We start from the raw sequence: 11,776 nt of genomic DNA on the forward strand, positions 1-11,776 counted from the left end.
CAGCGCCAATTTCCCCAGGCGAGGCAAGAGGTCTGTCCATCAGGGCGCCGCTTGCAGGTTTGGCGCGTGGCCCAGTCGCTTGCGCCACGGAGCCCGGGAACCATCACCAAGAAAGCAACCTCCATGAGCCTCAAATGCGGCATCGTGGGCCTGCCCAACGTCGGCAAGTCCACTCTTTTCAACGCCCTGACCAAGGCCGGCATCGCGGCCGAGAACTACCCCTTCTGCACCATCGAGCCCAATGTGGGCACGGTCGAGGTGCCGGATCCGCGTCTTGACCAATTGGCCGAGATCATCAGCCCCGAGCGCATCGTCCCGGCCATCGTCGAGTTTGTCGACATCGCGGGCCTGGTGGCTGGTGCCAGCCAGGGTGAAGGCCTGGGCAACCAGTTTCTGGCCCACATCCGCGAAACCGACGCCATCGTCAACGTGGTGCGCTGCTTTGAAGACGACAACGTGATCCACGTGGCCGGCCGCGTCGACCCGATCGCTGACATCGAAGTCATCCAGACCGAGCTGTGCCTGGCCGACCTGGGCACGGTTGAAAAGACCTTGCAGCGCTCGATCAAGGCCGCCAAGTCGGGCAACGACAAGGAAGCCGCCAAGCTGGTGCAGGTGTTGACCCGCGTGCAGGCCACCCTCGACGAGGGCAAGCCGGTGCGCACCCTGGACCTGAGCAAAGAAGACCTGCTGGTGATCAAGCCGCTGTGCCTGATCACCGCCAAGCCGGCCATGTTCGTCGGCAACGTCAGCGAAGACGGCTTTGACAACAACCCCCTGCTGGACCGCCTGAAGGAATACGCCGCCGGCCAGAACGCCCCCGTGGTGGCCATCTGCGCCAAGATGGAAGCCGACATGGCCGACATGAGCGACGAAGACCGTGCCATGTTCCTGGCCGAGCTGGGCCAGGACGAACCGGGCCTGAACCGCCTGATCCGCGCCGGCTTCAAGCTGCTGGGCCTGCAGACCTACTTCACCGCGGGCGTCAAGGAAGTGCGCGCCTGGACCATCCATGTGGGTGACACGGCGCCCCAGGCCGCCGGTGTGATCCACGGTGACTTCGAGCGTGGCTTCATCCGGGCCCAGACCATTGCCTTCGAAGACTTCATCGCCTTCAAGGGCGAGCAGGGCGCCAAGGATGCCGGCAAGATGCGCGCCGAAGGCAAGGAATACGTGGTCAAGGATGGCGACGTGATGAACTTCCTGTTCAACGTCTGAGCGTGAGTTGAGATCTCGTGAGACGTTCCTAGACAGTCTCACCCCCAGGAAAGCCCCGCCGATGCGGGGTTTTCTGTTTTTTGGCGTCTCATGATGTCCATTGGCATCTCATCTAAAACCGGGTATGCTGCCGGGTATGAAATTCACAGGAGGTCCGTGCTGCCGGGTACGGATGCTTGCCCGGGAACACCATGCTCAACGACACCCAATGCCGAACTGCTAAGCCCAGAGCCAAGCCGTACAAGATGACGGATGGGAATGGGCTGTACCTCGAGGTGAAGCCGAATGGCAAGAAGGCTTGGCGCTACCGGTTTGAACTGCGTGAGGGCGATCAGGTCAAGGAGAGCACCTACGCCGTTGGTGATTACGGCTCTGCCCCCTCAGGTGAAACCCCCGAAGCGGCGCAATTGCGCAAAGCCGGGCGGGTTTTCACACTGGCCGAGGCCCGTGAGGAGCGAGCCAAGGCCAGGGCCCTGGTCGTTCAGGGCATAAACCCCGCGCATCATCGTCAAGCATCTCGTTTGCGACAGGCGTCTGAGTCTGCTGTCACTTTTGAAGTGGTGGCTCGGGAGTGGGTTGCTTCAAAAGATTGGGAATCCCAGACCAAGGGCCGTCGTCTAGATATGTTCGAGCGCGTCGTGTTTCCAAAGATCGGGCGCCTTCCCATTCGCTCTGTAACCGCTGCTCATGTTCTGGATGTTCTGAAGGGGGCTGCTGAGAACAACGGGCTAACTGTTGCTGCTGAGGCCAAGCGTTCGATTTCCGGCGTGTTTGATCTGGCTACATCGACGCTCCGAGCTGATTTCGATCCGGTTTACCCGGTCCGGAAGGCCATTCCTGCGAACAAAACCCAGCACAAGAAAGCGCTCACAAAAGATGAAATCGGTCAGCTCTTGGCCGATATGTCGGGACACGGCGGAAAGGTTGAGACCATCACCGCGTTCCGGCTGATGTGGTGGAGCCTCACCAGGCCAAGTGAAACCATCGAAGCCAAGTGGTCGGAATTTGACCTTGACGCAGCTGTTTGGCGCATTCCTGCTGAACGGATGAAGATGCGGGACGAGCACGTTGTGCCACTCCCTCACCAGGCGGTCGAAGCCCTCAAGGTGTTGAAGCAATTGACTGGTCGCCATGTTCATCTTTTCCCAAACCGAGACGACCGAACACGACCCATGGCGGTTGCGTCCTTTCGGCAAGCTTTGAAGACGGTGGGTTGGGCTGGCCGATACAGCCCGCACGCCACGCGCACAACGGGCAGCACACGTCTCAACGAAATGGGTTATTCAGGTGACTGGGTAGAGCGCCAACTCGGCCACCTTGAACCGAATGTTGTGCGTCGAACCTACAACCATGCTCAGCACCTGGCGGACCGAGTTCACATGATGCAGGCGTGGGCGGACATGCTCGAACAACTGGAGGCAGCAGCGACGCGCCAAAAACCAGAGAAGTGTGCGGCTAAGTGACAGAAATCCGTCACTTAGCCGTGCGCTGATCTGCGAGAAGTCTCGGAAAATTCATCTACGTCCCGGGCAGTCCAGGACAACAAACTTAATCGGAGGTGTAGATCGCTGGCTAGTCAGCGCAGAGAAGGTAGACCATTGGACACCTTGATGGTTTTCAGGCACCCATCAAGCAGAAGCCCCGCAGCTGGAAACTGCGGGGCTTCAAGCCCTGCTCACCAAAGTAGAGACAAGGCAGTCGGGAAGACTTCGTTGATTCTACTCAGCGCGTTCAAACAGACCAATGCTGTTCAAAACGACAGTAGGGTTGCGAACGCCTGGGGGCAGGGGTGTAAGTGCCGTCACTCAACATTGATTTAACGAATGAGCACAACTCAAACAATCCTGCTGAGGCTCCCGCAGGTCCTACAGATCTTTCCTGTTAGCCGAGCTCGCTGGTACGCCGGCATAAAAAGCGGCATCTACCCTAAACCCGTACGAGTGGGGGAGCGCACCGTCATGTGGCGGGCGGAGGATGTCAACCGGTTGATCAACTCGTTGGCCAAGTAGGCAGGCCACCCATGAAGATTTTCAACAGCTCAAAGCTGGGCGCTAGCCTGTGCGGAACACACCCTTGGCCAATGTCGGAAGGGGGCCACTGATGGGGCAATTCATCAAAGAAAACCTGCCGGATCCAGCCTCGTTTTTTGAGGCGCAGGGCCTGAAATTGACGGGTAAGGGCAAATGGCGAACAACATCCTGCAGGTTTCATGGCGGAAGCGATTCCCTTCGAATCAACGTTACGACTGGCGGATGGGTGTGCATGTCCTGTGGAGCAAAGGGCGGCGATGTGCTGGCCTATCAAATGCAGAGCCATGAGCAGACCTTCATGCAGGCTGCACAGGTTCTTGGTGCGTGGTTGGACGATGGCAAGCAGTCAGCTGCACAGCGGCCAACACCACTTACTGCTCGTCAAGCCCTTCAAGTGCTCATGGTCGAGTCGAATTTGGCTGCTGTCGCTGCCGCGAATCTCGCCCACGGCAAGGTGCTGACGGCACAGGACCGCGCTCGACTACTTCTTGCCGCCATGCGTATCAACCGCCTTTCGGAGGCTTTTCAATGAACTTGACAGACTACAACCGCATGGCGTCAGTACTAGACGGGCGTACTTTCCCTGAAATTTTGGACGACGTTAAAAGCGCAGAAGATCAGCGTGATGGAGTTGTCCTAGTTTGCGCTGCGGACATTCAACCGGTTCCAATACGCTGGCTCTGGAATGGATGGTTAGCACGCGGAAAGCTTCACATCATGGCCGGAGCTCCCGGTCAGGGTAAAACAACCATTTCCATGAAGATGGCTTCAACTGTTTCCAGCGGCGGATGCTGGCCAGATGGGTCACAGTGCCCGGCGGGTAATGTTTTGATATGGAGTGGTGAGGACGATCCAGCCGATACCTTGGTGCCTCGCTTGCTGGCCAGTGGGGTAGATCGAAGCCGGTGCCATTTTGTCTCCGGCATGAGGGTTGCGGGCAAGGTTCAACCTTTCGACCCCGCCCGAGACATGAGTGCACTGGAGGCCAGGGCCCGAGAGATAGGTGAGGTAAGACTGCTTATCGTCGACCCGGTCGTAAGCGTTGTGGGTGGTGATTCGCACAAAAATACGGAGGTGCGGAGAGCGTTGCAGCCATTGGTGGATCTCGCCGCTCAGTTGGATGCTGCCGTCCTCGGAATCAGCCATTTCAACAAAAGTAACCTGGGTGGGGATCCAATGGGCAGACTTGTGGGCTCGGTCGCTTTCGCTGCGGTCGCTCGCATTGTCCTCGTCGCGGCGAAAGTCACAAGTGACGATGGCGCAGATCAGGGGATCCTGGCTCGGTGCAAGTCCAATCTCGGCAAGGATTCTGGCGGCTTTAAGTACCATGTTCACAATGGTGAGCCAGCGCCAGGCGTATACGCCAGCCACATCAAGTGGGGTGCTTCTGTTGAAGGCTGTGCGCGTGACTTGCTGAGCGAGGCAGTTGATCAAGAGGAAAGCAATTCTGGGGGCTACGCTCGCGCAGAAGCCGAGGAGTTCTTGATTCAGTTGCTCGACAGGGGTCCATCACCTACCACGCACATACAGACCGAGGCAAAAGCTGCCGGCATTGCGTGGCGAACAATTCGTCGCGCGTCAGACGTCCTGTCAATCAAGAAGAGGAAGCTGAACGGGATCTGGTACTGGTCGAGGCCTGAAGGACCGGCTCAACCTGTCCAAGGTGGCCAACTTGTCCAAGGATTGCCGAATGGACAACCTGATCAATTCGTTGGGCAGGTTGCTAGCCATCCGACATGTGGTGGTACCCCAGCCTAGACTTGCTTCAATTTGTCCAAGCTTTTGCCTTTGGAAAAGTTGGACAAATTGGACAAGTTGGACGGGTTGCCCAATTTGACAAAGGTCTTGAGTCGTCCAACAACTCAAGACCTGCCACTCAATACGGTCAATTCACGTTTATTTCAATTCCAGGGGCCAATCAGTGTTCGATTCGTTAATCCAGGTGGACGTGCGGCGAACGGTGTCGTCGCTGGCCTTCTCGTTGCTTCAGTCTCGAGAAAGTGATGATGACATTGTTAGAACAGGCCTGGCAGTTCAACGCGCTGTCGCTCAATTTCGCCTGTTGAGGCCTGAGGCCGTCCCCAAGGTTGAATCTATGGGGCTTCTGAGCATGGGTGAGGTTGTGCCCATGGATGACTTTGCTCTTGCAAGGCATCTGCTCGCAAGTGATCTCGAACTGGTAGCTGCACTCAATCGAATCTCCAATGGGGTTCCCCCCCTACTCGCTTATGTCTGCATTGTCTGTCTGGGGGAGGAGCCTCTCGGAAACTTTGATCTACGAGCTGCCTTTCACTTCGTTGAGAGCGAGTCCGCGCATGAGGTATCCCAGATTCGCTCACGCGTGGTGGCATTGGCTGACATGGCACGCCATGGAGAAAAGTTTGCTCAGAACCGAAAGACCGGGGTGGTAGCCCCGCTAACCAAGGCTATTCAACAGGCCTTGCGTAGGGAGCCAAATGCTAGCGCCAAAGAGATCTGGGAGGTGTTGAAGGCTCGTCCTCCAAAGAAACATACGTTCCGCGAATCGCCCAGGCTAGGGAAGTACATTGAGGTTGATCAGAAAGCCGGTGTGCCGAAGTCGATCGCATGGTCCACCTTCAACAATCGTGTGTCGCAGGAAAAGGTCCGGCTACGGAAGTAATCACGCTTTTGCGAGGGCGTGAAATCAGTTTTCCATATTTCCTCATCGCATAGCAAGTCGTGCTGTCTTTTGGAGTGGCATCCAGTCCTCCGGCAGTTCGACGATATGCGGTGGAGAACTGATGGAAAAAAAGGTCTTTCGCATCAAGGATCTGGCGTCGACCAGAAAGAGCCACGGGTTGCTTCCCGTTAGCCCCGCAACAATTTGGCGTTGGGTCGCCTCCGGCGCATTCCCTCAGCCCTTCAAGTTGGGGGAACGTACCACCGTTTGGGATGCGGATCAGGTCATGCAATTCATTGCCACCAAGGCTACGAAAGGCATGGCGTAATGAAAAATGCCCAACCCAACTTTGCAGCTGAATTGAGCATCCCTGGACAGGGTGTAGAGATTCTCGCTGATCGTGGCGTCGTCTACAAGCCCCAGGCATTCGATGGCCTTCGCCAGTTCGTTAGCTTGGATGGCGAGCGTCTGGTGACCGACACCCGCCGGGTGGCGAAGCATTTCGGCAAGCAGCACAAGAACGTATTGCGTGCCTTCGATGCGTTGGATTGCAGTGCTGAGTTTCGTCGGCTCAATTTTGAGCCCACGATGGAGAGCGTCCCCGGACCCAAGGGGGCTACCCGTCAGGAGCGCCTCATCCGCATGAGCAAAAACGGCTTCATGTTCCTCGTGATGGGCTTCACCGGCCACAAAGCCGCACAGGTCAAGGAGGCATACATCGGTGCCTTTGACGCTATGGCAGCTCGACTGCATCAGGCGCTGGAAAGCCGACAGGCAAAGCGCGACCAGTTGGCGATTCGCAGCGAGGTGTCCAAAGACAAAGGCTCGTTTGGCTCCGGCCTGATGCACCAACGTCGCCGGGAAAAGCACTTGATCGAGGCTGAGATCCAGCGTTTGAACCAGCCCATGCAAATGGATCTCCTCATGCTGGAGGAGGTGCAGGCATGAGCGATTTGAACCAATCCAAATTGACGGCACTGCAGGACCGCCACCACGAACTGCTGGCCCAAGCTGCGGGCGTGGAAATCGAGATCGCCATGGTGCAGGGTGACCGCCCTGCCGCTTGTGAAGCTCAGGTCCGCATGTTCGCCGAGATTGCAGCCCGCAAGGCACTGCAGGGCCTGGCCCCGAAAGGCGACCAATGACCGCCATCAAGAACTGGACCAAGTTCCAGCACTTCAAAGACCGCCGGCCGCCATGGGTCAAGTTGTACCGCGACATTCTGGATGACCTGGAATGGCATGAGCTCGACCCCGAGGCCGCAAAGGTGCTGGTGATGCTCTGGCTGATCGCCAGTGAAAACGATGGTCGCCTGCCTGAAAACAAGCAATTGGCCTTCCGCTTGCGCATGGCTGAATCGAAGGTCAAAACCATCATTTCCAAGCTGTCTCACTGGCTGGAGCATGACGACATCAGCGCGATATCAAGCGGATATCAAAGTGATGCACCAGAGAGAGAGACAGAGACAGAGGGAGAGCAGATATCAACATCGCCTCCGGCTCGTCTCGCACCCACCAAACCCGAGCCCAAGAAACGCAAAACATTGATGCCTGAGAACTTCGGGGTCAGTGAGCCGGTGAAGACCTGGGCAGCGGGTAAAGGCTTTGGCGATCTGGACCAACACCTGGAGTCGTTCAAGGACAAGTGCCAGGCCAATGGGTACACGTACATCGATTGGGATGCCGCGTTCATGAGCGCCATCCGGGACGACTGGGCCAGGCTCCGCCAAGCCAATCAATTTGCCAAACAACAAACCACGCAAAACAAGGCTTGGGAGGGTGCACGATGAATCAGGCTATCTACCCCTTGGGCGATGCCCGTTCGATTGCTGTAGCCCGCTCCAACGGCCTGGCTCCGGCTTTTACTGTGCTGATCTCGATGATTGGCCGCATGCCTTGGAAAAACCCGCAGGTCTTTGTTGAGGCAGGCAAGCGCTACCGCTGGGATTGGTTGAAAGGTCTTGGCGCGGTGTTGCTGGTCAAGCCGGGCTGCGAGCTCGGCGGTTTGTTGGCGGAAATCGAGAAGGAATACCCCAGTCAACTGGACGTCATCGACGTTGAGCGCCGTGCTGGCTGGTTGATCAACTGGGCAAGTCCTGGCCGGATCGTTAGCACCCGCTGGCCCCAGGCCTTTGTGGATGACTGGTTGGGCACCCACACCCTGCACAGTGAGCTTGCCGAAATCAAAGCTCAGGCCGCTGCGGAAGCAAAGCGCAAGGCCGAAGAGGCCGCAATCGAAGCCGCGTTTGAAGTGGAGGCCGTATGGAGCTGATCCCCGACACCATCGACCTGACCAGCTACATGGCTGAGCCTGGCTTTCAGGCGTCTGTGCGCAGTGCTGCGGATTTCGCCGAGTTGGTGAAGGCAGACCTTGACCCCAACAAGCCCGCCGACACCGCGCCTGGCCTCCTGTCAGTCCGAAAGGCCAAGGGCTTGATCCACTTCCGACCGGGTGAGGTCACGGTCTGGACCGGCTACAACGGTCATCGTAAAAGTATGTTCACCAGTCAGGTGGCTATCGACCTTGCCGCCCAGGGGCAGCGGGTGCTGATCGTGAGCCTGGAAATGCTCCCTTGGCGCACCATGTCTCGGATGACTCGCCAAGCCTGCGGCATGGCTCAGCCAGCCCTCGGGTTGATCGATCGCTTCCACGACTGGACGAACGGACGCCTTTGGCTGTTCGACCATGTGGGCCGCATCGCGCCTGATCGTGCCCTGGCTCTGTGCCGCTACTTCGCCGACGACCTCAAGGGTGCTCACGTCTTCCTGGACTCTTGGATGATGGTCTGCGCCTCCGAGGAGAACCTGGACGAACAAAAGCAGTTCAGCACTGACCTGTGCCGCCTCGCTCAAGAGACGGGCCTGCATGTCCACGTCATTGCCCACTGCAAGAAGCCGGGCGGCAACTCAGGTGAGGACAAGCCTCCGGGTCGCTACGACATCCGGGGCTCGGGCGCGATCAGCGATCAGGCCGCCAACATCCTGAGCGTCTGGATGAACAAAGCGAAGTTCGCCAAGCTGGAGACGCATCCGGGCGACATGGACGCCCTGGCCGAGCCTTGTGCTGTCGTTCGCTGTGACAAACAGCGTAATGGTGCCTGGGAAGGATCGCTCAAGCTCTGGCTTGATCCGGCCAGCCTGCGTTTCTGCGACGACAGGACTTCTCCTGTGACGCCGTTCAAGTTCCTTCGTGAGCAGCAAGGAGTTTCGGAATGAAAGCAGATCGCCCCCTTGGAATCGCCGGCTTGATCAATGGCCTCCTGATCAAGTCCCCTGAGGAGCATGAAGCCTCGCCTGCTCGCCGCAAGGGTCGACCAAAGACCCGCACGAAATCGCACTACGAAGCTATTTGGCAGGAGTACGAGGCAATGCAGGCGTGGTTTCTCCGTGAGTTTGGCAGGGCCCAGAAGTCAGACCGCGAGTTGATCACCCAGTACGTGGCTAGCCAGTACGAGGCTAACGGCTTGAGGGTCAGCCGGGCTTGGTCAAACGAGGCGCAAGCCCGCATCAAGACCATGAGAAATGAGCTCGGCATTGCTCGTCGGTGCCTTGAATCTGTCCCTAAAAATGAGCTTTTACCGGGATGCGTTGGCAACGATATTGAAGGACAGAAAGGAACACTTCATGTCCAACCGCGCCGCATGCTCTGAGTTGCAAATCATCCGAATGGCCAAGCTGCCCGCCAAGGTTGGCTTGTCCAAGTCGGAGATCAGAAGCCGTATCAAGGACGGCGACTTTCCCAAGCCGATTCCGATGGGGCCGCGAGCAATGGGCTTCCTTGCCCATGAAATCGATCATTGGATCAATCAGCTTGTGATGGCCGCACGCAGTCCCGCGAAGCTGAGCCAAGCGGGGGCTCATTGATGACCGAGCAAACCAAGCCCCTGGCATCGATCGGCTTCCTGGCTGAGGTCGCCGCGAAAGACGCACCCAAGCTCTACCGCCCCCACGAAATCCCCAAGGTTTCAGATGAGGCTGTTGCGGCTCTGGCAAAGGCTCCTACAAGCCGACCAGGTGTCAGCGCGACCTTTGCGCTGTTTGAATGCTCGGCTGATCGGTTCCAACTCTGGCGGTCTGGCGATGTCTGGGCTGTGACCCTGGTCCGCGACGATCCGAACCTGGGCCGCTTCCTGCAGATCGAGATGGCATCAGCTGCGATCACTGGCCCCTTGCGAATCGCCATGGAGGAGCTGGGCAAGGACCTCGGCTGCCTTTCGATCATCTCGGCGGGCGTCGATATGGCTGAAGGCGAGGCTTCAGGCTTCTCTCCTGTGGCCACCGTCACCAGGAAGGCCTTGTGATGAATGACCTCTCTGTCCGGGATGAGGTTTTCAGGAAGGTAGATGCGCTGGAAACCTCGATCCATGAACTGCCTGCAGTCGAGATTCCGGTAACGCATCACTTCTCAAAAGACGTATACGCCCGCGAGATCTTCATCCCGAAAGGGACCGTCCTGACCGGAAAGATCCACAAGTACACCAACCTCAACATCATGAGCCAAGGCGAACTGTCGGTGCTCATGGAGGACGGAACGGTGCAGCGCATCAAGGCTCCTTTCACGGTCGTTTCGCCGCCCGGTACTCGCCGTGTGGCTTATGCCCACGAGGACACCATCTGGACAACCATCCACGGCACCGATGAAACAGACGTTGATGCCATCGAAATGCAATTCGTCGCCCAAACCGGGGACGCCTACAAATTGTTTCTTGAAGAACAACTGAAGATCGGAACTTGATATGGCATGGACAGCAGTAGCGGGAGCGGCAACGGCCACATTGGGCGGTGCGCTTCTTGGTGGCGCCAGTTCTGGTGGTACACAAACGAACTCCCAGGCACCTTGGGCACCTGTTCAGCCCTGGCTGCAAAACAACATCACCACTGGCCAGAATCTCCAGAACTGGTACCAGTCCCATCCCCTGAACTCCATGCAACAGCAGGGGTATCAGAACTTGGCCGGTAACCTGGACAACTGGAATAGCTCGACCGCACCGGCATTGCAGGCTGTGGCCAATCGACTGATGGGGTCGAACTACTCGCGCACCATCGGTCAATCCAACTACCAGCAGCCCTCAATTGGTACTCAGTTCCAATCTGGCGGCATGCAGGGCGGCGGTATGCAAGGTGGTGGCATGCAGGGCGCTATGGGTGGTTACATGGCTGGTCTGCCTGCTGGTGGTCCTCAATGGGGTAATGGCCCAAGCTACGGCCAAGCCATGGGCAACAACTCGACGATGAGCATGGGCGGCAATCAAGGCGGTTTGCTTGGCCCTGCGATTCAGCAGCAATTCACCCAGCCGCAAATGGATGTGACTCAGGGCCAGGGGTTGTATGGGCTGCTGAACTGGTCTGACCTGATGCCCGATGTCAACAAGCTCAACAAGGACGCCCAAGCCGTAGCTAACTCAAAGAAACCCAAAGCAGACGACTCGACTTCTACGACCAACCAATGGGTGGACAACACTGGCGGCGGGGGTATGTGATGAACGAAAGCCAAGCTCTGACAGGTCTTATCCCACGGCTCCTCCAGCCCCATGAAGTTGAAGCCATCCAGGCTGAAGCAATCCATGCCCTGGAGAACGATTTGATCAAGCGAGGTGGCCCGCCACCAGCCAGCTGGGTGAATGACTGCAAAAAGGAGAACCCTTTCCTTTGGCGTCACGGCGACAACTGGGCCATGACGGAATTGAAGGTTGATTCCCACCGAGGTCGATTCGCTGAGTTGATCGCCTCCAGTGGCCCCATAGACCCAAGCCTGCTGCTGGCAATCGAAGAATGGGCAAGGGATCACCAATGCAATTGCCTGATTCACTGGACCTTCAACCTGGCAAATCCGCCTGTCGCTGACTTCACCGTCATCGGCGCAATCCTTCAAAAAGAACTCTGAACAC

General features: G+C 57.7%; 18 protein-coding genes. All 18 read left to right on the top strand.

Annotated features, from left to right (window positions below; all coding sequences use genetic code 11):
• Positions 1 to 123: 123 nt before the first annotated feature.
• Entirely contained in the window at positions 124 to 1,218 is a 1,095-nt protein-coding gene (gene ychF / locus AC07VS_RS15110; RefSeq protein WP_492347905.1) for a redox-regulated ATPase YchF, read from the top strand.
• A 191-nt stretch (positions 1,219 to 1,409) separates the two neighbouring features.
• Positions 1,410 to 2,681, top strand: a complete 1,272-nt coding sequence (locus AC07VS_RS15115; protein WP_494751349.1) for a tyrosine-type recombinase/integrase — start codon at positions 1,410 to 1,412, stop codon at positions 2,679 to 2,681.
• A 360-nt stretch (positions 2,682 to 3,041) separates the two neighbouring features.
• On the top strand, positions 3,042 to 3,227 hold the full coding sequence (locus AC07VS_RS15120) for a helix-turn-helix transcriptional regulator (RefSeq protein WP_494751350.1): 186 nt from the start codon (positions 3,042 to 3,044) through the stop codon (positions 3,225 to 3,227).
• A 91-nt stretch (positions 3,228 to 3,318) separates the two neighbouring features.
• Positions 3,319 to 3,780 carry a CHC2 zinc finger domain-containing protein gene (locus tag AC07VS_RS15125; protein ID WP_494751351.1) on the top strand — a complete coding sequence of 154 codons (462 nt, stop codon included), beginning with the start codon at positions 3,319 to 3,321 and terminating at the stop codon, positions 3,778 to 3,780.
• 20 nt (positions 3,781 to 3,800) lie between these two features.
• The gene (locus tag AC07VS_RS15130) at positions 3,801 to 5,006 is read left to right on the top strand and encodes an AAA family ATPase (protein ID WP_494751394.1); all 1,206 of its coding nucleotides are present in this window, start codon (positions 3,801 to 3,803) and stop codon (positions 5,004 to 5,006) included.
• A gap of 163 nt (positions 5,007 to 5,169) precedes the next feature.
• Positions 5,170 to 5,889: a hypothetical protein gene (locus AC07VS_RS15135; RefSeq protein WP_494751352.1), complete on the top strand. Its 720-nt coding sequence runs from the start codon at positions 5,170 to 5,172 to the stop codon at positions 5,887 to 5,889.
• A gap of 121 nt (positions 5,890 to 6,010) precedes the next feature.
• Positions 6,011 to 6,217 carry a helix-turn-helix transcriptional regulator gene (locus tag AC07VS_RS15140; RefSeq protein WP_494751353.1) on the top strand — a complete coding sequence of 69 codons (207 nt, stop codon included), beginning with the start codon at positions 6,011 to 6,013 and terminating at the stop codon, positions 6,215 to 6,217.
• Entirely contained in the window at positions 6,217 to 6,837 is a 621-nt protein-coding gene (locus AC07VS_RS15145; protein ID WP_494751354.1) for a Rha family transcriptional regulator, read from the top strand. Before AC07VS_RS15140 ends, AC07VS_RS15145 begins: the two co-directional genes overlap by 1 nt.
• Positions 6,834 to 7,034, top strand: coding sequence for a hypothetical protein (locus AC07VS_RS15150; protein WP_494751355.1), 201 nt, complete (start codon positions 6,834 to 6,836; stop codon positions 7,032 to 7,034). Before AC07VS_RS15145 ends, AC07VS_RS15150 begins: the two co-directional genes overlap by 4 nt.
• Positions 7,031 to 7,678 carry a hypothetical protein gene (locus AC07VS_RS15155; RefSeq protein ID WP_494751356.1) on the top strand — a complete coding sequence of 216 codons (648 nt, stop codon included), beginning with the start codon at positions 7,031 to 7,033 and terminating at the stop codon, positions 7,676 to 7,678. Before AC07VS_RS15150 ends, AC07VS_RS15155 begins: the two co-directional genes overlap by 4 nt.
• Complete coding sequence (locus AC07VS_RS15160; RefSeq protein WP_494751357.1) at positions 7,675 to 8,160, top strand: hypothetical protein; 486 nt, start codon at positions 7,675 to 7,677, stop codon at positions 8,158 to 8,160. The genes AC07VS_RS15155 and AC07VS_RS15160 overlap by 4 nt, the downstream gene beginning before the upstream one ends.
• A complete protein-coding gene (locus AC07VS_RS15165; RefSeq protein WP_494751358.1) occupies positions 8,151 to 9,104 on the top strand; it encodes an AAA family ATPase in 954 nt (317 codons plus the stop codon). Before AC07VS_RS15160 ends, AC07VS_RS15165 begins: the two co-directional genes overlap by 10 nt.
• On the top strand, positions 9,101 to 9,538 hold the full coding sequence (locus tag AC07VS_RS15170) for a hypothetical protein (RefSeq protein ID WP_494751359.1): 438 nt from the start codon (positions 9,101 to 9,103) through the stop codon (positions 9,536 to 9,538). The genes AC07VS_RS15165 and AC07VS_RS15170 overlap by 4 nt, the downstream gene beginning before the upstream one ends.
• Positions 9,513 to 9,752 carry a helix-turn-helix transcriptional regulator gene (locus tag AC07VS_RS15175; protein ID WP_494751360.1) on the top strand — a complete coding sequence of 80 codons (240 nt, stop codon included), beginning with the start codon at positions 9,513 to 9,515 and terminating at the stop codon, positions 9,750 to 9,752. Before AC07VS_RS15170 ends, AC07VS_RS15175 begins: the two co-directional genes overlap by 26 nt.
• Positions 9,752 to 10,189: a hypothetical protein gene (locus AC07VS_RS15180; protein ID WP_494751361.1), complete on the top strand. Its 438-nt coding sequence runs from the start codon at positions 9,752 to 9,754 to the stop codon at positions 10,187 to 10,189. Before AC07VS_RS15175 ends, AC07VS_RS15180 begins: the two co-directional genes overlap by 1 nt.
• Positions 10,189 to 10,623, top strand: coding sequence for a hypothetical protein (locus AC07VS_RS15185; protein ID WP_494751362.1), 435 nt, complete (start codon positions 10,189 to 10,191; stop codon positions 10,621 to 10,623). Before AC07VS_RS15180 ends, AC07VS_RS15185 begins: the two co-directional genes overlap by 1 nt.
• Position 10,624: 1 nt before the next feature.
• Positions 10,625 to 11,368, top strand: a complete 744-nt coding sequence (locus AC07VS_RS15190) for a hypothetical protein (RefSeq protein ID WP_494751363.1) — start codon at positions 10,625 to 10,627, stop codon at positions 11,366 to 11,368.
• Positions 11,368 to 11,772: a hypothetical protein gene (locus AC07VS_RS15195; RefSeq protein ID WP_494751364.1), complete on the top strand. Its 405-nt coding sequence runs from the start codon at positions 11,368 to 11,370 to the stop codon at positions 11,770 to 11,772. Before AC07VS_RS15190 ends, AC07VS_RS15195 begins: the two co-directional genes overlap by 1 nt.
• Positions 11,773 to 11,776 lie beyond the last annotated feature (4 nt).

The organism is Curvibacter sp. GW821-FHT01G03, from assembly GCF_059422285.1.

Excerpts from the sequence above, each read along its gene's own strand:
- AC07VS_RS15155 (WP_494751356.1), top strand. The coding sequence starts at position 7,031 with ATGACCGCCATCAAGAACTGGACCAAGTTCCAGCACTTCAAAGACCGC.
- AC07VS_RS15190 (WP_494751363.1), top strand. The coding sequence starts at position 10,625 with ATGGCATGGACAGCAGTAGCGGGAGCGGCAACGGCCACATTGGGCGGT.
- AC07VS_RS15115 (WP_494751349.1), top strand. The coding sequence starts at position 1,410 with ATGCTCAACGACACCCAATGCCGAACTGCTAAGCCCAGAGCCAAGCCG.
- AC07VS_RS15130 (WP_494751394.1), top strand. The coding sequence starts at position 3,801 with ATGGCGTCAGTACTAGACGGGCGTACTTTCCCTGAAATTTTGGACGAC.
- AC07VS_RS15165 (WP_494751358.1), top strand. The coding sequence starts at position 8,151 with ATGGAGCTGATCCCCGACACCATCGACCTGACCAGCTACATGGCTGAG.
- AC07VS_RS15185 (WP_494751362.1), top strand. The coding sequence starts at position 10,189 with ATGAATGACCTCTCTGTCCGGGATGAGGTTTTCAGGAAGGTAGATGCG.
- AC07VS_RS15195 (WP_494751364.1), top strand. The coding sequence starts at position 11,368 with ATGAACGAAAGCCAAGCTCTGACAGGTCTTATCCCACGGCTCCTCCAG.
- AC07VS_RS15150 (WP_494751355.1), top strand. The coding sequence starts at position 6,834 with ATGAGCGATTTGAACCAATCCAAATTGACGGCACTGCAGGACCGCCAC.
- AC07VS_RS15170 (WP_494751359.1), top strand. The coding sequence starts at position 9,101 with ATGAAAGCAGATCGCCCCCTTGGAATCGCCGGCTTGATCAATGGCCTC.
- AC07VS_RS15145 (WP_494751354.1), top strand. The coding sequence starts at position 6,217 with ATGAAAAATGCCCAACCCAACTTTGCAGCTGAATTGAGCATCCCTGGA.
- AC07VS_RS15180 (WP_494751361.1), top strand. The coding sequence starts at position 9,752 with ATGACCGAGCAAACCAAGCCCCTGGCATCGATCGGCTTCCTGGCTGAG.
- AC07VS_RS15175 (WP_494751360.1), top strand. The coding sequence starts at position 9,513 with ATGTCCAACCGCGCCGCATGCTCTGAGTTGCAAATCATCCGAATGGCC.
- ychF (WP_492347905.1), top strand. The coding sequence starts at position 124 with ATGAGCCTCAAATGCGGCATCGTGGGCCTGCCCAACGTCGGCAAGTCC.
- AC07VS_RS15160 (WP_494751357.1), top strand. The coding sequence starts at position 7,675 with ATGAATCAGGCTATCTACCCCTTGGGCGATGCCCGTTCGATTGCTGTA.
- AC07VS_RS15120 (WP_494751350.1), top strand. The coding sequence starts at position 3,042 with ATGAGCACAACTCAAACAATCCTGCTGAGGCTCCCGCAGGTCCTACAG.
- AC07VS_RS15140 (WP_494751353.1), top strand. The coding sequence starts at position 6,011 with ATGGAAAAAAAGGTCTTTCGCATCAAGGATCTGGCGTCGACCAGAAAG.
- AC07VS_RS15125 (WP_494751351.1), top strand. The coding sequence starts at position 3,319 with ATGGGGCAATTCATCAAAGAAAACCTGCCGGATCCAGCCTCGTTTTTT.